At 69.5% G+C, this 22,053-nt stretch carries 19 protein-coding genes and 1 pseudogene; 6 read left to right on the top strand and 14 right to left on the bottom strand.

Annotated elements, in window-relative coordinates; all coding sequences use genetic code 11:
- Positions 1 to 5 precede the first annotated feature (5 nt).
- Entirely contained in the window at positions 6 to 770 is a 765-nt protein-coding gene (locus ACWV17_RS12050) for a (2Fe-2S)-binding protein (protein WP_455359652.1), read from the bottom strand.
- 236 nt (positions 771 to 1,006) lie between these two features.
- On the opposite strand from ACWV17_RS12050, the pseudogene ACWV17_RS12045 reads away from it, so the two are divergent.
- A pseudogene (locus ACWV17_RS12045) lies at positions 1,007 to 1,831 on the top strand (DMT family transporter); the annotation flags it as partial.
- Between the two features lie 33 nt (positions 1,832 to 1,864).
- Here the strand turns inward: ACWV17_RS12045 and ACWV17_RS12040 are convergent.
- Positions 1,865 to 3,160 (bottom strand): transglycosylase family protein, encoded by a 1,296-nt coding sequence (locus tag ACWV17_RS12040; protein ID WP_455359651.1) that lies wholly within the window; start codon positions 3,158 to 3,160, stop codon positions 1,865 to 1,867.
- 196 nt (positions 3,161 to 3,356) lie between these two features.
- On the opposite strand from ACWV17_RS12040, the gene gndA reads away from it, so the two are divergent.
- Positions 3,357 to 4,799 carry an NADP-dependent phosphogluconate dehydrogenase gene (gene gndA, locus ACWV17_RS12035; protein ID WP_455359650.1) on the top strand — a complete coding sequence of 481 codons (1,443 nt, stop codon included), beginning with the start codon at positions 3,357 to 3,359 and terminating at the stop codon, positions 4,797 to 4,799.
- Between the two features lie 436 nt (positions 4,800 to 5,235).
- Here the strand turns inward: gndA and ACWV17_RS12030 are convergent, their stop codons facing one another.
- The 9 genes from ACWV17_RS12030 to ACWV17_RS11990 all read right to left on the bottom strand — a co-directional run bounded on the left by ACWV17_RS12030 (position 5,236) and on the right by ACWV17_RS11990 (position 14,845).
- Complete coding sequence (locus ACWV17_RS12030) at positions 5,236 to 5,895, bottom strand: aspartate/glutamate racemase family protein (RefSeq protein ID WP_455359649.1); 660 nt, start codon at positions 5,893 to 5,895, stop codon at positions 5,236 to 5,238.
- Positions 5,896 to 5,954: 59 nt separating this feature from the next.
- On the bottom strand, positions 5,955 to 6,386 hold the full coding sequence (panD, locus tag ACWV17_RS12025) for an aspartate 1-decarboxylase (protein ID WP_455359648.1): 432 nt from the start codon (positions 6,384 to 6,386) through the stop codon (positions 5,955 to 5,957).
- 466 nt (positions 6,387 to 6,852) lie between these two features.
- Positions 6,853 to 8,049 (bottom strand): MFS transporter, encoded by a 1,197-nt coding sequence (locus ACWV17_RS12020; protein WP_455359647.1) that lies wholly within the window; start codon positions 8,047 to 8,049, stop codon positions 6,853 to 6,855.
- A gap of 119 nt (positions 8,050 to 8,168) precedes the next feature.
- Positions 8,169 to 8,561 (bottom strand): RidA family protein, encoded by a 393-nt coding sequence (locus tag ACWV17_RS12015; RefSeq protein WP_455359646.1) that lies wholly within the window; start codon positions 8,559 to 8,561, stop codon positions 8,169 to 8,171.
- A 1-nt stretch (position 8,562) separates the two neighbouring features.
- Positions 8,563 to 9,333 carry a cyclase family protein gene (locus ACWV17_RS12010; protein ID WP_455359645.1) on the bottom strand — a complete coding sequence of 257 codons (771 nt, stop codon included), beginning with the start codon at positions 9,331 to 9,333 and terminating at the stop codon, positions 8,563 to 8,565.
- A 215-nt stretch (positions 9,334 to 9,548) separates the two neighbouring features.
- Positions 9,549 to 10,337, bottom strand: coding sequence for an enoyl-CoA hydratase/isomerase family protein (locus tag ACWV17_RS12005; protein ID WP_455359644.1), 789 nt, complete (start codon positions 10,335 to 10,337; stop codon positions 9,549 to 9,551).
- The gene (locus tag ACWV17_RS12000; RefSeq protein WP_455359643.1) at positions 10,327 to 12,336 is read right to left on the bottom strand and encodes an acetoacetate--CoA ligase; all 2,010 of its coding nucleotides are present in this window, start codon (positions 12,334 to 12,336) and stop codon (positions 10,327 to 10,329) included. Before ACWV17_RS12000 ends, ACWV17_RS12005 begins: the two co-directional genes overlap by 11 nt.
- On the bottom strand, positions 12,330 to 13,616 hold the full coding sequence (locus tag ACWV17_RS11995) for an amidase (protein WP_455359642.1): 1,287 nt from the start codon (positions 13,614 to 13,616) through the stop codon (positions 12,330 to 12,332). The genes ACWV17_RS12000 and ACWV17_RS11995 overlap by 7 nt, the downstream gene beginning before the upstream one ends.
- Positions 13,613 to 14,845: an oxamate carbamoyltransferase subunit AllG family protein gene (locus ACWV17_RS11990; protein WP_455359641.1), complete on the bottom strand. Its 1,233-nt coding sequence runs from the start codon at positions 14,843 to 14,845 to the stop codon at positions 13,613 to 13,615. Before ACWV17_RS11990 ends, ACWV17_RS11995 begins: the two co-directional genes overlap by 4 nt.
- Before the next feature lie 291 nt (positions 14,846 to 15,136).
- Between ACWV17_RS11990 and ACWV17_RS11985 the strand changes: the two genes are divergently transcribed.
- Positions 15,137 to 15,919 carry an IclR family transcriptional regulator gene (locus ACWV17_RS11985; RefSeq protein ID WP_455359640.1) on the top strand — a complete coding sequence of 261 codons (783 nt, stop codon included), beginning with the start codon at positions 15,137 to 15,139 and terminating at the stop codon, positions 15,917 to 15,919.
- Between the two features lie 87 nt (positions 15,920 to 16,006).
- Here ACWV17_RS11985 and ACWV17_RS11980 read toward each other — a convergent pair whose 3' ends face one another.
- The 3 genes from ACWV17_RS11980 to ACWV17_RS11970 are packed head-to-tail and all read right to left on the bottom strand — an operon-like array spanning position 16,007 to position 19,496.
- A complete protein-coding gene (locus ACWV17_RS11980; protein ID WP_455359639.1) occupies positions 16,007 to 16,939 on the bottom strand; it encodes a VOC family protein in 933 nt (310 codons plus the stop codon).
- Positions 16,940 to 16,997: 58 nt separating this feature from the next.
- On the bottom strand, positions 16,998 to 18,443 hold the full coding sequence (locus ACWV17_RS11975; RefSeq protein ID WP_455359638.1) for an NAD-dependent succinate-semialdehyde dehydrogenase: 1,446 nt from the start codon (positions 18,441 to 18,443) through the stop codon (positions 16,998 to 17,000).
- Positions 18,444 to 18,479: 36 nt separating this feature from the next.
- Complete coding sequence (locus ACWV17_RS11970; RefSeq protein WP_455359637.1) at positions 18,480 to 19,496, bottom strand: dihydrodipicolinate synthase family protein; 1,017 nt, start codon at positions 19,494 to 19,496, stop codon at positions 18,480 to 18,482.
- A 366-nt stretch (positions 19,497 to 19,862) separates the two neighbouring features.
- On the opposite strand from ACWV17_RS11970, the gene ACWV17_RS11965 reads away from it, so the two are divergent.
- From ACWV17_RS11965 to ACWV17_RS11955, 3 genes are read left to right on the top strand one after another with little or no spacing between them, the layout of a single operon-like run.
- On the top strand, positions 19,863 to 21,206 hold the full coding sequence (locus ACWV17_RS11965) for an aromatic ring-hydroxylating oxygenase subunit alpha (RefSeq protein ID WP_455359636.1): 1,344 nt from the start codon (positions 19,863 to 19,865) through the stop codon (positions 21,204 to 21,206).
- A complete protein-coding gene (locus ACWV17_RS11960; protein WP_455359635.1) occupies positions 21,203 to 21,751 on the top strand; it encodes an aromatic-ring-hydroxylating dioxygenase subunit beta in 549 nt (182 codons plus the stop codon). The genes ACWV17_RS11965 and ACWV17_RS11960 overlap by 4 nt, the downstream gene beginning before the upstream one ends.
- A complete protein-coding gene (locus ACWV17_RS11955) occupies positions 21,752 to 22,027 on the top strand; it encodes a hypothetical protein (protein WP_455359634.1) in 276 nt (91 codons plus the stop codon).
- Positions 22,028 to 22,053: the final 26 nt, after the last annotated feature.

Raw genomic sequence — 22,053 nt, 5'->3', positions numbered from 1 at the left:
TGAACTCAGGGCCTGCGGGACGGGCGGTCGGGCGGCCGGTCGGGCGGCCGGTCGAAGGCGCAGTCCCCGCACAGCCCGCCGCCCGGGCACCGGTAGTACAGACAGCAGCTGCGGCGGCGGTAGGACTGCGCGCCCTGCACGCCGGTGGACCGGAGGTCGGGGTGCGAGAACAGCTCCCGGGCCAGCGCCGCCGCGCGCTCCGCCACCTCGGGACGGCCCTGCCGCGCGGCCCATACCCCGAGTTCCCGGGCGGCGCCCGCGAGGGCCGAGCCGGCGTTGCCCCACAGCAGCCGCTCGGAGATCCGGCACTCGCGCCGCAGCGCCGCCGCGAGCGGTACGAGATGGCCGTACTGCACCGCCTCGCGGACCGAGTCCGCGGTGCCCGGCAGCACGCGCGGCGCCGCCAGCACCAGGTCGTCCGGGGAGGTCCGGTGCGGGTCCCAGAACAGGCCCGCCGGGTCGAGGTCGGGGATCTCGCCGTACAGCGCGGCCGGGCCCAGCGCGACGGACCAGAGCCGGGCGGCGAGGCCGAGGTGGGCGATGGACGCGGCGACGCGGCGCTCGGGTGCCCGCAGTCGTTCGGCAACCAGCTCAACCCGAACCCCCAGCGCCCCACGCCCGTCCCCCGGCTCGTCCCCGCGGCCAGGCCCGTCCCCCGGGCCCGGCTCCGGCGCGTACACGCGCGCCAGCGGTACGTACGGCCCGTCGCCGGGGCTGCCGGTTCGCAGTGCGAAGAAACCTCCGACCGAACCGGACTCCGTCAGGTCCACTCTCCCGTTCCCCCCACCCGTCGGTCCCCTCCGGACGATCACGCCGGGATCACCGTAACCGTCGCGTGTCCCTCACCCGACGGGGCCCGGCCGACCTTCTGGGGTACCACTCCGCCCCCGCTCGTACTGCGGAGGTAGTACGCCCGATCGCGTGCTCAAGGACGACGACGCCGGCCCCCTCCCGACGGCATCGTTGGGGCCATGGACGCCCACCGATCATCGCAGCGGAGAAACCCGTGAGTGCCCTCGCACTGGCGGTGCTTCTCTCACTCGTCTCCGCAGTCGCGTACGCGGCCGGGGCGATCCTCCAGGAGCGCGCGGCCGCCGGCGCGGCCCACGCCGCATACGCCCCGCTGCGGAACGGCGGCTGGTGGGCGGCGGTCGCGCTCAACTGCGTCGGCGCGTTGCTGCATGTGGCGGCACTGGCGTACGGCCCGCTCAGTCTCGTCCAGCCCCTGGGCGCCCTCACCATCGTCTTCGCCCTGCCGATGGCCGCCCTGTTCGTGCCGCGCAAGGCCGGGCCGACCGCCTGGCGCGGCGCTGTCATGGCCACGGCCGGGCTGGCCGGCCTGCTGTCGCTGACCGGCCAGGCCGACACCCAGACTCTCGGCGGCGCGGAGCGGACCGGCCTCGCGCTGGCCACGTCCGGCGCCGTGGCCGTGCTCTTCCTGGCCGCCCGCCGCGTGCACCGCCCGGTCGTGCGCAGCGTGATCCTGGCCGGCGCCGCCGGTGTCGCCTTCGGTATCGCTTCGGTGTTCACCAAGACCGTCGCGGTGGACTGGACGACGGGCGCCCCCCTGGCCGAGCTGCCGAGCGTGCTGGTGATCGCGGTGCTGGCGGGCGCCGGGCTGCTGCTCTCGCAGGCCTCCTACCGGGGCGCCGGGCTGGCCGCACCGCTGGCCACCGTCACCGTGGTCAATCCCGTGATCGCGGCAGCGGTCGGCATCACGCAGTTCGGCGAGACCTTCCGGTACGGCCCGACCGGCATGATGCTGGCGCTCGGCTGCGGCGTGCTCGCGGCGGGCGGCCTGATCCTGCTGACGACCGAGCGGCTGGCGGGGCAGAGCCTGGCGCAGCAGAGCCTCGCGGACGCCTCAGACCGTGACGCCGAGCGCCCGCAGGTAGGCGACGGGGTCGATGTCCGAGCCGTACCCGGGCCCCGTACGCACCTCGAAGTGCAGGTGGGGACCGGTGCTGTTGCCCGTGGATCCGGAGCGGCCGATGCGCTGTCCCCCGCCGACCTTCTGACCGTCCCGCACGGTGAGTGCGGAGAGGTGGGCGTACTGGCTGTACTTCCCGTCTCCGTGCCGGACGACGACCTGATAGCCGTACGCACCGGCCCACCCGGCCGAGACGACCTCCCCCGCGGCGACCGCCCGGACCGTGGTGCCGGTGGGGACGGGGAAGTCGACGCCGGTGTGATAGCCGCTGGACCAGGATGCGCCGGCCGCGCGGTACGGGGTACTGGGCCCTGCCTCGACGGGCGCGGAGAAACGGCCCGCCTGCACGGTCTTCTTCGCTGAGGACGCCGGGCCGGCCTGCTGTGCGGGCTTGGTCCGGGGCTGGGTCCTGGCCGCGGGGGCCTTCGTCGCCGGTGCCTCGGCGGCGGGCCGGGTCTGCGCGGGGCGCGACTTCGCCGGCTCGGTGGCGGGCTTGGTGGCCGCCTCCGTGGCGGGCTTGTCCAGCACCCGCAGGATCAGCCGCTGGCCCGGGTAGATCAGGTGCGGGTCGCTGCCGATGACCTTGCGGTTGGCGTCGTACAGCTGCCGCCAGCCGCCCCCGACCCGCTGCTCGTCGGCGATCCCTGAGAGGGTGTCACCGCCCGCCACGGTGTACGTCTTTCCGGCGGTGGGTGCCGAGGGCTGCTTCGGCGGCTGCTGCTGCCGGACCTGCTGCGTCTCCCGCGGCTGCTGATCCTGCCGAGGCTGCTGGGCCTGCCGGGGCTGCTCGGTTCGCTGGGGCTGCTCCGCCGCCCGCCGTCCCGGCTCGGGTGTGATGTCGGGAGCGTCCCCGCCCCGGGTGAGCCCGGCCCGTACCGAGCAGACCGGCCACGCCTGGGGGCCCTGCCCCTTGAGCACCTTCTCTGCGATCGCGATCTGCTGGTCCTTCGTGGCCAGATCGGCCCGTGGCGCGTAGACCGTGCCGCCGTACTCCTGCCAGGTGCTCTGGCTGAACTGGAGGCCGCCGTAGTAGCCGTTGCCGGTGTTGATCTTCCAGTTGTTGGTGGACTCGCAGGCCGCGACCTTGTTCCACACGTCCACCGACGCGGCGTCGGCCGGGGCAGCCGCGACGAGCGGCAGCACCATCCCGGCGCCTCCCGCCGTCACCGAGAGCGAAGCCCGGTTGATACTGCTCGGCTGGTACCGGCGGTGTCGACCCCGAACGGCCATGGGGAGCCCCCTCCAAGACATCAGGAGCCGCAAAACTAGACGCTGCGAACAGGCCATGACAAGACGGTCTTCGGCCACCAAACACCCGCCAAGTACAGCCAGTTGATCACCGGTGATCGCGCCGCGCGCCCGCCGCGGCCTGCGGAGCGGTAGCGTCGCGCGCGTACGCACCCCGACGGACCGCAGGAGCACAGCCATGAGCAAGACAGCCCAGATCGGTGTCACCGGGCTCGCGGTGATGGGCCGCAATCTCGCCCGCAACTTCGCACGCAACGGCTTCACGGTCGCCGTGCACAACCGCACCTCCGCGAAGACCCGGGCGCTCGTCGAGGAGTTCGGCGACGAGGGCACGTTCGTGGCCGCCGAGACCGCCGAGGAGTTCGTCGCGGCGCTGGAGCGCCCCCGGCGCCTGGTGATCATGGTCAAGGCGGGCGAGCCCACGGACGCCGTGATCCAGGAGTTCGCTCCGCTCCTGGAGCCGGGGGACGTCATCATCGACGGCGGCAACGCCCACTTCGCCGACACCCGGCGGCGCGAGCGGGAACTGCGCGAGCAGGGCATCCACTTCGTGGGCGTCGGCGTCTCGGGCGGCGAGGAGGGCGCGCTGCACGGACCGAGCATCATGCCCGGCGGCTCGGCGGAGTCGTACGAGTCGCTCGGTCCGCTGCTGGAGAGGATCGCCGCGAAGGCGGCGGACGGCAGCCCCTGCACCACGCACATCGGCCCGGACGGCGCCGGTCACTTCGTGAAGATGGTGCACAACGGCATCGAGTACGCGGACATGCAACTGATCGCCGAGGCGTACCACCTGCTGCGAGCCGTGGCCGGCTACAGCCCCGCGAAGATCGCCGAGACGTTCCGCACCTGGAACACCGGACGGCTCGACTCGTACCTGATCGAGATCACCGCGGAGGTGCTGGCCCACACCGACGCCGCCACCGGCAAGCCGTTCGTCGACGTCGTCGCGGACCAGGCCGAGCAGAAGGGCACCGGCCGGTGGACCGTGCAGATCGCGCTGGACCTCGGCGTGCCCGTCTCGGGCATCGCCGAGGCCGTGTTCGCGCGCTCGGTCTCCGGGCACTCGGAGCTGCGCGAGGCCTCGCGCGGGCTCGCGGGCCCCACGGCGACCGCGCTCGACGACGCGGCCGCGGCGAAGTTCGCGGAGCAGGTCGAGCAGGCGCTCTACGCGTCGAAGATCGTGTCGTACACGCAGGGCTTCCACCAGGTCCGGGCGGGCAGCGAGGCGTACGACTGGGGCGTCGACCTGGGCGCGGTGGCGGCGATCTGGCGCGGCGGCTGCATCATCCGCGCCGCGTTCCTGGACCGCATCAAGGCCGCGTACGACGCCCAGCCGGCCCTGCCGAGCCTGCTGTCCGACAAGACGTTCGCCGAGGAGATCGGTGCCGCGCAGGACGACTGGCGGGCGGTGATCGTGGCCGCCACCCAGCAGGGGGTGCCGACGCCGGGCTTCTCGGCGGCGCTCGCGTACTACGACGCGCTGCGCGCCGAGCGGCTGCCCGCGGCCCTCACCCAGGGCCAGCGCGACTTCTTCGGCGCGCACACCTACCGGCGCACCGACCGGGAGGGTTCGTTCCACACCCTCTGGGGCGGCGACCGGTCGGAGGTGGAGTCCGGCTGACCGCCGGACCGCCGGCGGTCAGAACAGCGCTCGTAAGGACAAGGACCGCGGTCGTCAGGTCAGCGGTCCGGGCTGCGGGCTCGGCTCCGGTACGGGGTCGGGCCCGGGCGGGCGGGGCACCGGATCGGGCTCCGGGTACGGCGGCGGACCGGGAGCCGGCGGGCCCGGGGAGGGCGGAACCGGTCCGGGCAGCGGCCCGGGGTCGGGACCGCCGGGTCCGGGAGGCGGTGTCGGCGCCGGGGGTACGGGGTCGGGGGGCGGCTGCGTCATGACGGGCCTTCCGGTGGTCGGGAACGTGGGCCTCCTCGCCCACTCTCACCCCCTGCGGCTGCCCCCGCCCGCCGGGTCCACTCTTCGGAGTATTCCGGGACTTCGGCCTGTCGACCCGGTCCCGTACCCGCCCAGCAGGCGTGGCCGGGGGCGCCGCGAACGCCCTTCAGCCCAGGCGGTGTTCCGAGGCCTCCGCGCCCGGCGCGCGGGCGAGGGCGGCCGCCGCGCTCAGCCCGGGGCGCGGGCTGGACAGGACCGGGACGCCGGCCTCGGCCCTCGTGGCGGCGGCCGCCATCGACGCCTGGGCCAGCACGATCACGTCCGCGGCCGTGTCCGCCTGCACGGCGTGCACCGTCTCGGCGACGGCCGTGAGAAATCCCGCCCGGTCGCCCGCCTCGAACCGTTCCCAGGCCCCTTCGGCGAGCCGGGTACGTACGTCGGCGAAGCGGCCGGCCCGCGCCGCCTCCTCCCGGATGAGCCCGACGGTCGGCTCCAGGGTGCTGCGCAGCGCGGCGATCACGACGATGCGTACGACGGTCCGGCCGGGCGCCGCGGTCACCGCCGCGGCCGCCATCGGCCGGTCCACCCGCAGGACCGGGATCCGGGCCGCCGCCGCGGCTGCCTCGGCGACACCGCCGATGGTCGAGCAGGTGCACAGGACCGCCGCGGCGCCCCCGGCGGCCGCCGTGCCGAGCACGGCGGCGATGTCGGCGGCGACGGCGTCGGGACCGTCCGTGCGAGCCCGGCCGAGCAGGTCCTCGTGCACCAGGTGGCGCAGCCGGAGACCGGGGTGGTCCGCGTCCCTGAGTGCGTCGAAGACCGGCACGTGGACGGGCGAGGTGTGCAGCAGCGCGAGTACCGGGCCGGTCCCGCCGGCCGGCCGGGTCAGAGTCCCGGCACCAGCGCGCGGGCGTGCGGGCTGCGCTCGGTGTCCGTGCCGGGGACGGGGGCCGAGGCGTCGGCGCCGAGCGCGACAATCCGGTTGCCGGCGTCGACATGCACGACGCGGGGCACGAGCGCGCGCGCCTCGGCGTCCTCGACCTGGGCGTAGCTGATCAGGATGACCAGGTCGCCGGGGTGGACGAGATGCGCTGCCGCGCCGTTGATACCGATGACGCCCGAGCCGCGCTCGCCCTCGATGACGTACGTCTCCAGGCGGGCGCCGTTGTCGATGTCGACGATGTGGACGAGCTCGCCGGGCAGCAGGTCGGCCGCCTCCATCAGGTCGGCGTCGACGGTGACCGATCCCACGTAGTGCAGGTCGGCCTGGGTGACGGTGGCCCGGTGGATCTTGGACTTGAACAGAGTACGCAGCATTTAGCGCTCCCAGAATTCGGCTCCCTGCCTGCTCTTGCAGGTCAAGGGCGTTCGTCACTCTATAACGGCACGCCAGGGCTCGAGGCCTGTGAGAAACATCGCTTCGCTCCGGCGAGAAGGCTCCCTGCCTGTGCTTCCGAGCCAACCAAGCTGCTGTGACGCCGCCGACCAGGCGCCTGTTCGGACACCGTCTCGGAATGTGCGGCGCCTGATACTGATCAGATGCTGACATACCTGACGCCACATCAGTCACATGAGTACACAGTGCGGTGAACCGCTCGACGCCGCGCACCTCGCGCATCGGAGTCAGCGGTGAACGCTCCGGTCGGGGATCGCCTTGACCTGAGCCAGGAGGTCGAGTACCTCGGCGACCCGGTAGCGCCTTTGCACTGACAGGCATGAACAAAGGAGCCCGACCCGGATGAAGCCCGGATCGGGCGCCTTCCACTCGCTCCGCCATGCATGCTCAGGGATTTCGCAGCGGGCCAGAGCGACCCCATGCGCCGATCAGCGACGTCAACAGGGAGAGCGCACCCAACGCGACCCAGCCCGCGCTGTACCCCGCAGCGGGGACGACCTCGCCGAAGACCATAGGCAGAAGGAAGCCGCCGACCGCCGCGAGGGTAAGCATGAGACCGATGGCGGTACCGATGTGCTCGGCGTCGATGCGGGAGATCTCGGTGGGGACGCAGAGCCATGCGGGGAAGCTGAAGAGGAACAGGAATCCGATGAGTGCAGAGAGGAACCACAGCAGCGGAGCCGAGCGGATGGGGACGAGGAACAGGGCCACACTCATCGCCAGGAACGGCACGATCATGATCAGTCGGTAGTTCTTCAGCCGGTCGGCCACATGTCCGCCGACGAGGCTTCCCGGGATGCCCGCCAGAGCGAAGACCGCCCCGAGCAGTCCTCCCTGCCCGGCCGTGAAGCCGAGTTCGTCGATCGCGTACTCGCCGAGCAGTTGCGAGGCGGTGATGTACGCACCGTAGACGCCGATCATGGCGCCGCCGTAGATCCAGAGCTGCCGCTCCCCCAGAGCCTTGGCGAGGCCTTCCCGGGTGATCTCCGCTCCGGCGAGGCCGGCCACGTCCACCGGGGTACGGAACCATGCCGCGGAGGCCGCGGCCAGTACCACGTTGACCGCCCCGCAGACCCCCAACATCAGTCGCCAGCCGATGACTTCGGTCAGGACGACACACCCGTACAGCCCGATGGCGGCGCCGACGCTGAACGCCGCACCACCGGTGACTCCCAGGGCGAAGTTGATCTCGTGATTGCGGAACCAGACGCTGACCGCGCCCACGGACACCGAGAGGAAGATGGAACCGCCGATACCGGCCACCACCCGGTACACGGCGAGATCGCCGTAGCCGGTGGCGATTCCCGACAACGCGCCACCGACGCCCTCCAGCACGAGGCCGAGGACCAGTGTGCGCTTCAGGCCCAGCCGGGTCGCGAGAAGGCCGGCGGGAATGTGGACCACGCCGTATCCGATCAGGAACAGCGCGATCAGGAAGGCCAGTTGCGTGAAGGACGCGCCCAGATCGGCGCTGATCGGCGTGAAGGCCGACGCGATGTTGAACCAGTTCAGTGTCAGGCCGATGTACCCGGCCACCAGGAGAGCGAGCATGCGCCAACGAGCAGCGTAGATGTCAGATGACATGAGCCGGTCTTCCCTTCTCGGAGGTGCGGTGCCCGGCGGGCGGGGGAGCCCCCGGCCCGTCCGGTGATGGTGCGCGTGGTGCCTCCCTCGCCGCCCGCTCGAGGGAGGCACCACGTCGGCTACTGCTTCCTGACCGCGATCGCCTCGAACTCGACGATCAACTCCGGCTGCACGAGCCCGGTGACGAACACGAACGTCGAAGGAGGACGGGTCGGCAGCCATCGGTCACGGACCGATCGGATCTCCTCGAGCGCCTCAGGCCTGGCGATGAAGCCGGTGATCTTGACGATCCGGTCCATCGAGCTGCCGGCCGCCTCGAGGGTTCGGGCCAGGTTCGCGAACGCCTGCTCGGTCTGGGCGACGGCGTCGTCCGCACCGACGACGTCGCCCTTCTCGTCCCACCCGATCTGACCGGAGGTGAAGACGAGTTCGCCCACGGTGCCGGCCCAGTGCCACGCCGCCCCGGAGAGGACGCCGGGCACGTCGGTGACGAGGTTCAGGTCCGCGGCCACGTCAGCCCTCGTCGGTGATCGCGATGGCCCGCACCGGTCCGGCGGTGCCGTTGGCGATCTTCAGAGGCATGGCGATCACCTGGAAGCCGTGCGAGGGCAGCTGGTCGAAGTTCGCCATCTTCTCCATGTGGACGTACTCCTTCTCCAGCCCGAGCAGGTGACAGGGCCAGAGGAACTTCGGGTCGTGGCCGTGCTTGTGGTAGTCCGCGGCCCACGCGGCGTACGGGCGGTCGTAGCTCCACGCGTCCGTCCCCACGGTGGTGACGCCCTGATCGAGCATCCACTCCAGGGCCTCCCGGCTCATGCCGCCACCACGGGTCATGTACACGTCCGTACCGAAGTACTTGTCGTTGCCGGTCATCGACAGGACGATGTCGCCCGGCTTGAGGGTGTAGTCGATGTCGCGGAACTTCTGCTTGAGCTTCGCGAGCGACACCTCCTCGCCGTCCTCACAGTCCTGGATGTCGATGACGACTCCATCACCGATGCAGCGCTCCAGCGGCCACTCCTCGATGGTCTTCGGCTTCGAGCCGTCCGCCATCACCGGGCCGAAGTGCCACGGCGCGTCCATGTGCGTGCCCGTGTGGTCGGTGATCTCGAGATTGCAGATGGCGTAGGCCTCACCGGGGGTGGGCCAGTCCTGCGGGTCGATGTCGTAGTTGTCCTTGTTCCACTGGGCCCCCTCCGAGTGGGGAACCAGCGTGACCCCCTTGCCCTCGAGAGTCGGGTCGGTGTCCACGGTCATCGAGAGGTCGATGATGCGCTTGGCCAAGGGACTGCCTCACTTTTCATGGGATCTGTATCCGCTGAGCGGATATGAATCCTGTCTGGCGGATATCGTGTCCGTGACATTAGGTGGGTGGTCGGGTGTCGTCAATGGGGTGCGGCTATTCGTTCAGACAGACAAATCAGCCCGCGGGCGTCAGGGCTACGGGCAGGCCAAAGCAACGCCACGGCGTGGTGGCGCGTGCGGCATCTGCCTGCGGATTACGGGCGTTGGCGGGCTTTACCGTTCAGGAACGCCTCCACTCCGGCGCGCAACTCCCCGTCAGGGCCGAAGCACGCCCGGCGCAGGCCGGCCGTGTCGAGCGATGCGCGAGGGGAAGCTGGGTCGAGCACTGCACCGACGATCCGCTTGTTGGCAGCGGTTGCTCGTGGCGCGAGACCGGCGACACGCCTGGCCATCCGCACCGCGACGTCGACATGGGCTCCTGCATCGGCCAACTCCGCCACCGCCCCGGCATGCCAGGCCCGGCGCGCGTCCACCCGACGCCCGAGGAGCAGCATCTCGCGTGTCAACGATCCACCCCACACCGCCGCGAAGCGGCTTATCCCGGTGTCGGAGTAGACCAGGCCGAGGTCTCCGGCCGGGATGCCGAAGGTCGCGCCGCGCGTGGCGACGCGGGCGTCACAGCAGGACGCCAGCTCCAGGCCGCCTCCGAGTGCGGGGCCGTCGATCGCGGCGATGATCGGGAACGCGGAGTTCTCCATCACGTCGAACACGGCATGCGCGGGATGAGCGATCAGGCTCTCGGCGAGCTCTTCGAGATCCGGGCCGGCGACACTGTGCAGGTCGTAGCCCGCGCAGAACGCCACTCCGCTGCCGGTGACCACGACGGCACGGGCTTCGACGCGGGCGAACGCTGCGGCCAGTTCGTCGAGCGTCCCCGCGTCGAGTGCGTTTCGCCGAGCGGGTCGGTCGAGCGTCACGACGGTGATGCCTGGTTCCGCCTCCTCGATACGGACGGCTGCTCGCGCGCCGGGCTCAGTGCGCACGTCCGTCCGCCCTCTGTTTCGCCAGTCGCCGGAAGGGCTCCAGCGCTTCGGGATTGGCCACGGCATCCCGGTCGACCACGCTGTCGAGCTCCGCCCCCATCAGCAGCCGTTTCATCGGTACCTCCAGTGGCTTGCCGCTTCGTGTGTGGGGCACTTCGTCGATCCGGTGGACGGCGTCGGGCACATGCCTCGGGGAGCAGTCCGTACGGAGACGCGCTGCGATCGCTCGCGTCAGTTCGTCGTCGAGCGTGCTTCCGGCGGCAAGGACCACGAAGAGCTCCAGGCGCGATGTCGCGTCCGGCTCGACGATGTCCAGGGCCAGCGCGTCGACCACTTCGTCGAGCGCCAGGACGGATCGGTAGAGTTCGCTGGTGCCCATCCGGACACCGCCCCGGTTGATCGTCGAGTCCGAGCGGCCGTAGATCACCACGCCCCCGGTCGAGGTGATCTCGATCCAGTCCCCGTGACGCCACACGAGCGGTTCGACCCCGTAGTGACTGAAGTAGGCGTCGCGGTATCGGCTTCCGTCGGCGTCCCCCCAGAACATCACCGGCATCGAAGGCATCGGCGCCGTCAGTACCAACTCCCCCACCTTGCCGGTCACCGGTCGCGCCTCGTCGTCCCAGGCGACGATCGGTGCGCCGAGTGATCTGCGCTGCAACTCGCCCGCCACGACGGGCAGGGTCGGAACGCCTCCGACGAACGACGTGCAGACGTCCGTACCGCCGCTGGACGAGAACAGCCAGAGATCCGGGCCGAGTTCCTCGTAGACCCAGTCGAAGACTTCCGGGGTGAGCGGTGACCCGGTCGAACCGACGGCGCGAAGACGCCGGAGATCCCTGCCGTCACGGGGCCGCACCCCGTCGGCGCGGCACGCGGTCAGGAAGCCGGCGCTCGTTCCGAAGCAGGTGGTCCGCGTCGCCTCGACCACGTCCCACATCGCAGCGGTGTCCGGGTGGCGGGGGCTTCCGTCGTAGAGGACGATCGCCGCGTCAGTGAGCAGGCCGCCGACGAGGAAATTCCACATCATCCATCCCGTACTGGTGAACCACAGGATGCGGTCATGTGGGCGGGCGTCAACGTGCAGATGCAGCTTCTTGAGGTGTTCGAGCGTGATCCCGCCCTGGCCGTGGACGATCGGCTTGGGTGCACCGGTCGTACCCGAGGAGTAGAGAATCCACAGGGGGTGATCGAAGGGCACCCGTTCGAACGTCAGCGGAGCCCGGTCGGCGGAGAACGTCTGCCACGTGATGGCGTCGCCGAGCCCGGTGAGGGCTCTGCCGGGGTGGAGGCGGTCCGCCACCACGACCTTCTTCAGCGTCGGCAGGCTGTCCACGAGCTCGCGCACCACGTCGAGGCGGTCGAACTCACGTCCGGCGTACCGGTATCCATCCACGGTGATCAGCACCGAGGGATCGATCTGCCGGAAGCGATCCAGCGCGCTCTTCGCGCCCATCTCGGGCGCGACGACGGACCAGATCGCACCGAGGCTCGTCGTCGCCAGGAGCGCGATCACCGCCTCGACGGTGTTGGGCAGGTACGCGGCGACACGATCACCGCGCCCCACGCCCGCGGCAACGAGCCCAGCTCTGGCACGCGTCACGCGGTCGATCAACTCCGCCCATGTCACCTCCACCGTCGGACCTTCCTCGGCGGCGCATACGATCGCCACTCGCTCAGGGTCACGTCCGGTGAGGATCTGTTCGGCGTAGTTGAGCGCCACGTCGGGGAACCAGCGGGCGCCTGGCATCGTCCGGTCGGCGAGCACCGTGCTGGGGTCGCCGTCGGCGCGTACCTCGAAGTAGTCCCAGATCGCTTTCCAGAACCCCTCGATGTCCTCGACCGACCATTGCCAGAGCGCGTCGTAGTCGCGACAGTCGGATGCGCCTCGGTGGTCAGCGAGCCAGTCCTGAAAGCGGGTGAGCTCGCTGCCTGCGATCCATTCCTCGGACGGCGACCACAGCACTGGCCTCGTTCCGGCGACGTCTGCGTTCACCATGCGACTGCCTCCATCAATTGCTCGGCGTGGTGCATGAGCTGGTGGTCCTTTCCGTAAGGGGAAATCAGCTGGAGCGCGGCCGAGGGATCACCCGGCACAAGAGGCAGGGAGATCGCCGGCCAGCCGTACGCACCGGCGGCGCGGGTGAACCGAGAGGCGTCCAGTACCCCCGCCGGCTCAGCAACGGCCGGTGGCGGTACTGGCGCCGTGGGCAGCGCGATCACGTCAACCCGGGCGAACGCCGCAGCCGTACGTCGGGCCGCCAGCGAAACGGCTGCCCGGGCAGCCTCATAGACATCGGATGCCATGTGCGAACCGTGATCGAGGGCGAAGAGCAGGTCCGGCTCGTCGGGTACGACGCGGCCTGCCCACCCCGCGGCCAACTCACATACGAGGACGCGCCCCATGCCCTTGGGCCGAAGTTCGACGTCGACGTCGGCGACGGTGTGGCCGAGACCGGCGAGGCGTTCGACGGTGGTCCGGAACGCCTCGGCCACTCGGGAGTCCATCGGACCGTGTGCTTCCAGGCTCGACGGGACGCCGATGCGTAGCCCTGTACCGGCGAGGGCCGGGCCGGTCACTCCCAGCACGTCGGCTGCTGTCCGGCAGTCGCGGACGGACGTGGCGAACACGCCGACGGAGTCCATGGACGGAGCAAGTGGCGCGCAGCCGTTCATCGCGACGGCCCCATGGGACAGCTTCGCTCCTACCACTGAGCACCAGGCAGCCGGCACACGCACCGAGCCGGCGGTGTCAGTGCCGATCGCCAGTGGGACGATGCCGGCCGCGACGGCCGCCGCGGATCCGCCGGAGGAACCACCGGGCAGGGCGCCCGGCACGGCAGGGTTGGGACACGGCGGCCTTCCCGGAGCCTGCCCGGTCATACTCCAGCCGAGCTGGTCCATCGCCGTCTTTCCGACGACCACGGCGTCGGCCGCGCGCAGTTGCTCGACGACTGTCGCATCGGCCTCGGCGCCGTGGATCGGGGTGCGCAGACCGACGGTGGTGACCAGCCCAGCCACGTCAAAGCTGTCCTTCACGGCCACCGGCACACCGGCGAGCGGGCCCAGCCGCTCCCCGCGCGCGACGCGGCGGTCGATGGCGCGCGCCGCCTCCAGCGCCGTACGGTCCACCGACCAGAACACCCCCTCGGCCTCCACCGCCGCTGCCAGCGCCTGTCGGCAGAGCTGCTCGGCGGACAGGGCACCGGCCCGCACCGCCTCCGCGAACGCCGTCGCGTCGAGGCGCCCACGGCCGGTGGTTCTACCGGCGCGCGTCACCGGGCACTCCCGGAGGAGGCCACCAGGGCATCGCGCGCCTCGAGGAACGGAGCGATGGGCAGCTGGGTGATGCCGGCGCCGACTTGGCCGACTCCCGGCTCACGGTGTGCAAATCCGTTGTTGACGACCGGGGCGATCCCCGTCCGATGGACGAGCTCGACATCGATGCCCACGGGCGTACCGGTGAAACCGTCGGACGGGACGAGGAACCGCTCGCTGCGGCCCCGGCAGATGCGTCGCATCGCTCCGACGAGTTCCGCGGCCTCCTCGGGCCTGCCTCCGATGAACGAGCTGATGGCCGGAGCGGCAGTGAGGGCGAACGCGCCGATACCGACCGTCTCCGTGATGAACGAGTCACCCATCGCGGGGCACGCGTCCTCAACGGTGTATCCGGCGAACAGCTTCGGCTGCCCCGTCGGCGCAGGTGCGGTGACCCACCCGCCCACGCCGCTCACCCGCAGGCCCAACCGCCGGCCGTTCGCGCACATCGCGGTGACGAGGCCAGGTGTGTCACCCGCGGCATGGGCGGCGTCGCCGATCGCCTTCGCTGCGGCCATCGAGAAGGAGAGGAAGGTGTGCGGGTTTCCAGAGAGGAATTCCAGGACCGAAACGGCCGTCGCCGTGTCCGGGGCCACGCGGACGACGGCCGGCGCCAGTCGTGCCAGCAGTGCGGCGGTGCTCGCGACGTTGCGGTTGTGACACTCGTCGCCGCGACGCAGACCTTCGGCCTGCATCGTGACGACGTCGACGCCCTCCAGGATGCCGAGGGCGTCGTCGAGGACCGGGGCGAGAGCATCGCTCATCCACCGCAGGCGTGTCATCACGCGTTCGTTCGTCGAGCCGAAGCGCAGCGCCTCGCCGAGGCCCTCGTTGAGCGGGGCGAAGGCCGTCCGTCCGTCGACTCCCTCGACCACGACGACGGGGATGCTCGGGGAGACGATCCCCGCCATGGCGCCGACACCGCCGGCGGAGTGGCAGGGCGCCAGCGATACCTCACCGGAATCGAGCAGCTTCGCCGCCGCTCGCAGATCCTCGGCCTCGCCTTCGAGGACGAGTGCGCCGAGAACGGCGCCGCGCATCGGGCCGACAAGGTCGTCCTGGCCCAGCGGAGGGCCCGCGTGGAGGAAGCTCCTCGGGCCGACGGCATCCGTCACGTCGGCCGCCCGTCGGACTCTCGTCGCCACTGCCGGCGCCTCGGCCAGCAGCCTCCAACCGTCACTGAGGTTCATCTGCAGATTCCCGCCTGTCCAGGGGTGTCGGAGCGTTCGGCCGTCGCACGCGCCAGTGCGGCATGTCTTCGCCCGCACAGCGGCGCCGTGTCAGCCCGCTCGCACGGCCTCGCCGTCAGTTCGCTCAGATTCGGACTATGTACCCGCTCAGCGGATACATCGACCGCTAAGCGAATACGCTACTCACCGCAAGGAATCCATGTCAACGACAGTTCAGATGGGCTCAGGAGGCAATCCGCACCCTCTTGCCCGCCCTGCGGATGCGAGATCCCGCATTGATAGCGTGGCCATATGGCGCAGACACAGGCATCGGCCTCAGCATCCACCTTGCAGGGCATGGACCGGGGAATGCGGATCCTCGAGCTGCTCGCCGAACGACCCATGAGGGCCAAGGACCTGGCCGACGCCATGGGCTCCAAGTGGACGACGACCCACCGCACGCTGACCTACCTTCGGGACAACGGCTATGTGTGGCGCGACGAGGACAGTGGGCTCCATTACGTCGGCCGGCGCATGTTCTCGATCGGCGCCGCCTACCTCAACCACCACGCACTGCTGAACAACAGCCTGCCGGCCATGCGCACTCTCTCCGACGAGATCGGCGGGTTCGTCCAGATCGCCGAGCGTGACGGCACGTTCTCGACGGCGATTGCCAGCGTCGAGCCCCGGTCACCGGCCGACTCGATCACGGCGTCCTCGATGCTGGGCAGGCGCTACCCACTGCACACCGGTGCACGGAGTCTCGTACTTCTCGCGTACGCCGACACGGAGTTCGTCGAGGAGTACCTGGCATCTCCCCTGGAGCCGCTGACGAAGTTCTCGATCACCGACGCCCAGGAGTTGCGCGACAAGCTGGAGGAGACGCGCGAGCAGGGATTCGCCGTGACCGCGCAGGACGTGACGATGTGGAGCGTGTCGACGGCCGCGCCGATCCGTGACCAGCACGGGGCGGTCGTCGCCTCGGCCGCCGTCATCAACTACTACGAAGACCGGGACCGCGCCGCCGCGGCCCCTCGCGCGATCGTGGACCTCGCTCGGTCGTTGTCGCATGCACTGGGCTGGCGACTCGACTGAGTCACACGGAAGGCGCCGCCCGGTCTCAGTGATCGCTCGGCCCCAGGAGCACCCACCGGGGCCGAGCGAGTCCGGGCGGACGCGGCGTCAGATACTCGGCGGCGTCCACAGGACCGGGTCACTGGCCGGCGTCAGCTTCGCGAGCACCAGTTCGTCGAAGGCATTGGCCGTCCCCCACTGGTCCTGTTCCTCCGGGGTCGTGCCCCAGACCTTGGGCGTCCAGCCGTGTTCCTCGTCGATCTGGATCAACTCGGTCGTGTACTCCATGACGAAACCGCTCGACGGCTCCTGGAAGTACGAGTAGGTGTTGTCACCCGCGCCGTGCCGACCCGGGCCCCAGAGAGGCTGATGGCCGGCGCGCATGAGACGCCCCGTCCCGCGCATGAACTCGTCGATGCCGTTGAGTTCGAAGGACACATGGTTCAGGCTGGTGTGCTTCGACTGGGCGAACGCCAGGATGTGGTGCCAGCTCCCGGTGCGCATGAAGCAGAAGAAGTTCTGGAGCCAGTCCGAGATCTTGAAGCCGAGGACCGTCTCGTACCAGGCGACGGTCCGGTTTACGTCGTTGGTGTTGAAGACGACATGGCTGATGAACTTCGGCCTCGACTCGCCGCGCTCGACGGGGCGGTGGGCGCGCTGTTCGACCTCGGCGGCAAGTTCGATGGCGCGGCCGTCGCAGTCGAAGAAGGCGCAGGAGTACCCACCACCGAATTCCGTCCGGTCGCCAGGCTCGCGGATGACCTTGGTGCCGCTGCGAGCGACCCGTTCGAACAGCAGGTCGACCCCTGCCCGGTCGCGGACATCGAAGGTGGTCAGCTCGATCCCGGCCACATCGTTCTGGCGCAGCTTGATGATGTAGTTGCTGGGACAGCCGGAGCCGAAGTAGCTCCTGCCCTCCTCCTTGTTGACCAGGTCGAGCTGCCAGAGGTCGCGGTAGAAGGCCCGCGCGACGGACAGGTCCTCGACCGCTATCGAGACGGATCGCACGCTCGTGATCGGGTGGGGAGTGGGGATGGACATGTGATTCTCACTTTCTTGCCGTGCGGTCGGACGTCTCCTTCTTGTGATCCGACCGCGGTCACCAGGAGGTGGCGATGTACTTCGACTCCATGAACTCGAGCATTCCTTCGGCCCCGCCCTCGCGGCCGAGGCCGCTCTGCTTCACGCCGCCGAAGGGAGCCGCCGGGTCGGACACCAGTCCGCGGTTGACGGCGACCATGCCTGCTTCCAGTTCGCCTGCCACCCGAAGGCCACGGCGCAGGTCGGAGGTGTAGACATAGCCGGCGAGCCCGAGGTTCGTGTCATTGGCGGCCCGGACGACCTCGTCGTCGGTGTCGAAGGCGATGATGCTCGCGACCGGTCCGAAGATCTCCTCGCGGACGATGTCTGCCTGCGGCGGGACGTCCACGAGGACCGTCGGTGCGTAGAACGCCCCGTCGCGCAGGAGCCGTTCGCCGCCGGTGAGGACCCGCGCTCCGGCCGCCACGGCCGACTCGACCAAGGCCGCGACCTTGTCCACGGCGCGTTCGTTGATCAGCGGGCCGCACTCGGTCGCGGGGTCGGTCCCCGGACCGATGGCGAGTTCGGAGAACTTGTCAGCCAGGCGCCGCGCGACCTCCTCGACCAGGGAGCGATGGACGTAGATGCGGTTGGCAGCGGTGCACGCCTGTCCGCCGTTGCGCATCTTCGCGACCATCAGCCCCTCGACGACGTCGTCCGGTACTGCGTCGTCGAGGACGATGAAGGGTGCGTTGCCGCCCAGTTCCATGCTGGACTTGAGGACCGTGTCCGCGGCCTCGTGCAGAAGGACGCGGCCCACTTCGGTGGAACCGGTGAAGGACAGGGCCCGCACCCTCGTGTCATGGAGCATCGCGCGCACCACGTCGCCCGAGCGGCTGGTGGTGACGACGTTGACGACACCGTCCGGGACACCCGCTTCCTTGCACAGACGGGCGATGAGGTAGGCGGTGAGCGGGGTCTCGGCGGCAGGCTTCAGGACGACCGTGCACCCAGCTGCCAGGGCCGGGGCGATCTTCCGAGTGGCCATGGCCGCGGGGAAGTTCCAGGGGGTGACCAGGACGGCGACGCCGATGGGCTCGTACGACACCAGGATGTTGTTGGAGCCGCCCGGCGACGCTGAGAGCTGCCCGACCGCGCGCACCGCCTCTTCGGCGTACCACCGGAAGAACTCGGCGGCATAGGTGACCTCGCCCCGCGCGTCGGCGAGGGTCTTGCCGTTCTCCGCCGAAATGAGCTGCGCGATCTCGTCCGCGCGCTCGGCCATCAACTCCCAGCAGCGGCGGAGGATTTCGGACCGGTCGCGCGCACTGGTCGCTCGCCAGGAGCCGAAGGCCTCCGCCGCCGCAGCGACAGCGGCCAGTCCATCCTCGACGGTTCCGTCCGGGACGCGGTGGAGAAGCTTGCCGGACGAGGGATCGAGCACGTCGATCACCTCGCGTCCACGGCTCGGGGGTGCCGCGCCGATGACGAGATCGGAGTACAGCGATTCGGTGGACGTTGTCATCGAGGATCCTTCGCTACGTGAGGTGGGGAGGTTGAGTCAGGCAGGGTTGCGACCGAGGAAGAACTCCTGGTCAGGGGAGTCCGTGACGTCGAGCCCGGCGGCGACGGCCGCGGCCCGCAGCTGGGCCATCTGCCCGTCGTTGATCCGGGACAGCGGTGCGCGCATCGGGCCGCCGTTGAAACCGTTGAGCCAGCCCTGGTACTTCCACAGGTAGCGATGGACCATGGCGGTGCCGGCCACGGCCTGCCCCACGACGGCGGAGTCGGCTTCGCGCACCGGGTGGATCTTCCAGTAGATCTCCATCGCGTCGTCGAACTTCCCCTCGCGCATGAGGTCGAAGTAGCGCGCCACCCAGGGGCCGTACGCCTCGTAGTTCGACGTCCCCATCCACTGCATTCCGTACATCGAGTGCCACGCCGGGGAGTTGGACTCGATGGGATCCATGACGATGACCTCGTCACGGTACTTGTGGAAGATCTCGGCGATGCCGCCCACGCCGGGTCCGCCGACCTCGGTCTTCACGGCGACGACGTTCGGGATCTCCTCGATCATCCGGCCGATGAGCTGCGGTGAGAAGTGGCTCGGGTGCAGCCGGCGGAAGTTCCACAGGTGCATCGCGAAGATGATGACGCCGAGGTTCGTGCTGTCGGCGACGGCCTTGGTGTAGTCGAACACCTCCTGCTCTGTCGTCGGGTAGAAGGTCAGCGGGTACGACAGGAGGACGTAGGTCGCGCCGAGGCGCTCCGACTCCTGGACGAGGCGGATGTTGTCCTCGAGGGTCGGCAGTGCGGCGTGCACCACCGTCTGCAGCTCGTCCCCGGCCTCGTCGATGGCGATTTCGGTGACCTGGAGCAGCTCGTCGAAGGTGGTGCCGCACTCAGACACGATGAGTGCGCTGGACATGCCCATCTTCTTCTCGAGATCGATGTCGTGCCGGACGGCACGCTCATTGATCTTGGTGAGGTCGCTGGTGAAGGTCGGCAGCAGGCATCCGCAGATGCCCTTCATGTTCTGCTTCGCCCAGTCACGGGCCTCGAGACGCGAGTAACTCATGGGTGGATGCTCCTTCGACTGGATTGAGCGCGGATCCGACCAGCCGCGCGTGCGATATCCAGATAGTGGATACAGTGACCACTAAGTGGATGTGCGGAGGTTAGCAACAGGCTCCAGGCCGGTCAACGGGCCATCCGAGATCACCGCCAGACCCGGACGCACCCGAGCCCCCTCTCACCGCATCCGGGACACGCACGGCGGCAGCGCACAGCGAAAACCAGATCTTTTCGTGCAATTCGCCAGGCGTTGACACCCCATACGCACGGCTGTACCTTCGCGGCACCCACTAAGTGGATGCCTTATCCACTATCTGGATACCACTCTCTGAATGCCGCCCGCACTGTGCTGGACGACAGGAGTCTGCAGATGATCAAGGCAGAAATGACCGACACACGAGTGAGCCGGAAATCGTACTGGGGCGACGACGCGTTCCAGTGGGAGATGGAGCGAATCTTCCGGCGATGTTGGCTCTTCGTCGCGCACGAGAGCGAGATCGCCAGTCCCGGTGACTACGTCACACGGAACCTCGGAGGCGAGGACGTCATCGTGACCCGCGACGAGAGCGGGGAGATCCGGGCGTTCCTCAACTCGTGCACCCACCGGGGCACGCAGTTGTGCCGCGCCGATCTCGGCAACTCGTCACACTTCCGGTGCAGTTACCACGGCTGGACGTTCTCCAACTCCGGCGATCTCAAGGGCGTCCCGGAGCGCAAGCAGGTCTTCGACGCCTCCTTCGACAAGTCGGCGTTCGGCCTCGTCCGCGTCCCCCATGTGGAGAGCTTCCACGGGCTCGTCTTCGCGAGCTGGAACCCCGACGCACCACCCCTCATCGAGGAACTCGGACCCGCCGCCTGGTACCTCAAGGGGATTCTCGACAAGGCCGGCGACCTGGTGGCGGTCGGCCCGCCGGCCAGGGCCCGCGTACGTACCAACTGGAAGCTCGGCTCGGAGAACTTCGCCGGCGACGGATACCACCTGGCCACCACACACAAGAGCCCCATCGACCTGGGCACCTACCTCAACACCGACGCCTTGCCTCAGCTCGCAGGAGTGTCGATGGCTGACATGCGGGGGCGGTGCATCGTCGCCGGCAACGGCCACACCTTCCGGGTCCAGCACTACGACCTGCCGGGTGACCAGCCGATGTTCTTCGGCTACCCGCACGAGAAGTGGCAAGAGATGGCACAGGGTCTCGACGCCGACCAGATCGACCTCATGTCACGGCTGTCGGTATTCCACGGGAACATCTTCCCGAACCTGTCGTTCATCGACGCCCCGGCGCTCTCCTCCGGCGACGACACACCGGCGGTGTCGTACGTGCAGTTCCGCCTGTGGCGGCCGATCGACAGCATGCACAGCGAACTGATGCTCTTCACACTCGTGCCGAAGTGGTACGACGACGAGCAGCGCGCGCATTCTCAGCGGGCCAACCTGCGCATGGTCGGCCTGGCCGGCATCTTCGACACCGACGATCTGCAGAACTGGACCAGTGTCGCCGACATGAGCCGTGGCCCGGTCTCCCGGACGACGGACTTCGTCTACGAGGGCGGCCTCGACGCGGCGGTGGACACCGAGAAGTCCTGGCCCGGCGAGGTCTACGACATCGACCACTCGGAGACCAACCAGCGTGAGCTGTACCGCCGTTGGGCGGAGCTCATGAACGACGACTCGTTCGTCTCCACGGGAACGGGACGGAGGACGGCCCGATGAGTGCCAAGACGGAACACCTCACACAGAGCTGGGCAGCGGACGGCGTGACATCCGGTTCGCTGCGCCTCTTCTACGACATCGAGGCACGGCTGCTGGACAGGTACGACTACCCGAACTGGCTTCCTCTCCTGGAGGACGAGTTCACCTACCACGTTCCCGTCACCGTCACGCGTGACGATCCGGCGCTGTCACCCACGGTCCCCGGGGCGTATCTGGTCGACGAGTCGAAGGACTCACTGGCCTCGCTCTGGGCGCGGCGCTTCGAGCCCGACCACATCGACTTCGCGTGGGGCGAGGTACCGCTGCACCGCATCCGCCGCTTCGTCACCAACGTCGTGGCCGAGCCTGGCGAGAGCGAGGGCGAATACGTCGTCGACAGCAACGTACTCATCAGCGCCGTGCACCAGTCGCACCCCGCAGTGATCGCGCCGGCCGGACGCCGCGACGTCGTGCGACGTCGTCCGGACGGCTGGGGCCTGGTGAGCCGCACCGTGACCTTCGACGAGAGCGTCGTGCGTCTGCCCCATCTGCGGATGGTGGTCTGAGTGTCCGGCGATGCCCCGCACGCGGGTGCGGGCCCCCCGGCCGAAGGGGACGTCGTCGAGGCGGAGTTCACGGTGATCAACGAGTTCACCGCCGTGCGGATCAGCAAGATCAGGACCCGGAACGGACACCGGGTCGAGATCCGGTCCCTTCGGCTGGGCCATCACGTGCACCTGGATCCCCTCGCCCTCGAAAGCATCAGCTGGCAGTCACCGGACACGTTCTCCCGGTTCCTGGACCAGCCCTTCGGGCCCGAAGCCAGCTCCCAGCCCCTGTGACCCGACCGCGGCTCACGCGGTCGAGA

The organism is Streptomyces mabaensis (assembly GCF_053763515.1).
Note: the sequence above shows the minus strand (reverse complement) of the source record. Positions and strands in the feature narration are given on the sequence as shown.

Bases quoted from the DNA above. Each gene is read 5' to 3' on its own strand.
- ACWV17_RS12040 (WP_455359651.1), bottom strand. From the start codon at position 3,160: ATGGCCGTTCGGGGTCGACACCGCCGGTACCAGCCGAGCAGTATCAAC.
- gndA (WP_455359650.1), top strand. From the start codon at position 3,357: ATGAGCAAGACAGCCCAGATCGGTGTCACCGGGCTCGCGGTGATGGGC.
- panD (WP_455359648.1), bottom strand. From the start codon at position 6,386: ATGCTGCGTACTCTGTTCAAGTCCAAGATCCACCGGGCCACCGTCACC.
- ACWV17_RS12020 (WP_455359647.1), bottom strand. From the start codon at position 8,049: ATGTCATCTGACATCTACGCTGCTCGTTGGCGCATGCTCGCTCTCCTG.
- ACWV17_RS12000 (WP_455359643.1), bottom strand. From the start codon at position 12,336: ATGGTGAACGCAGACGTCGCCGGAACGAGGCCAGTGCTGTGGTCGCCG.
- ACWV17_RS11990 (WP_455359641.1), bottom strand. From the start codon at position 14,845: ATGAACCTCAGTGACGGTTGGAGGCTGCTGGCCGAGGCGCCGGCAGTG.
- ACWV17_RS11985 (WP_455359640.1), top strand. From the start codon at position 15,137: ATGGCGCAGACACAGGCATCGGCCTCAGCATCCACCTTGCAGGGCATG.
- ACWV17_RS11980 (WP_455359639.1), bottom strand. From the start codon at position 16,939: ATGTCCATCCCCACTCCCCACCCGATCACGAGCGTGCGATCCGTCTCG.
- ACWV17_RS11975 (WP_455359638.1), bottom strand. From the start codon at position 18,443: ATGACAACGTCCACCGAATCGCTGTACTCCGATCTCGTCATCGGCGCG.
- ACWV17_RS11970 (WP_455359637.1), bottom strand. From the start codon at position 19,496: ATGAGTTACTCGCGTCTCGAGGCCCGTGACTGGGCGAAGCAGAACATG.
- ACWV17_RS11965 (WP_455359636.1), top strand. From the start codon at position 19,863: ATGATCAAGGCAGAAATGACCGACACACGAGTGAGCCGGAAATCGTAC.
- ACWV17_RS11960 (WP_455359635.1), top strand. From the start codon at position 21,203: ATGAGTGCCAAGACGGAACACCTCACACAGAGCTGGGCAGCGGACGGC.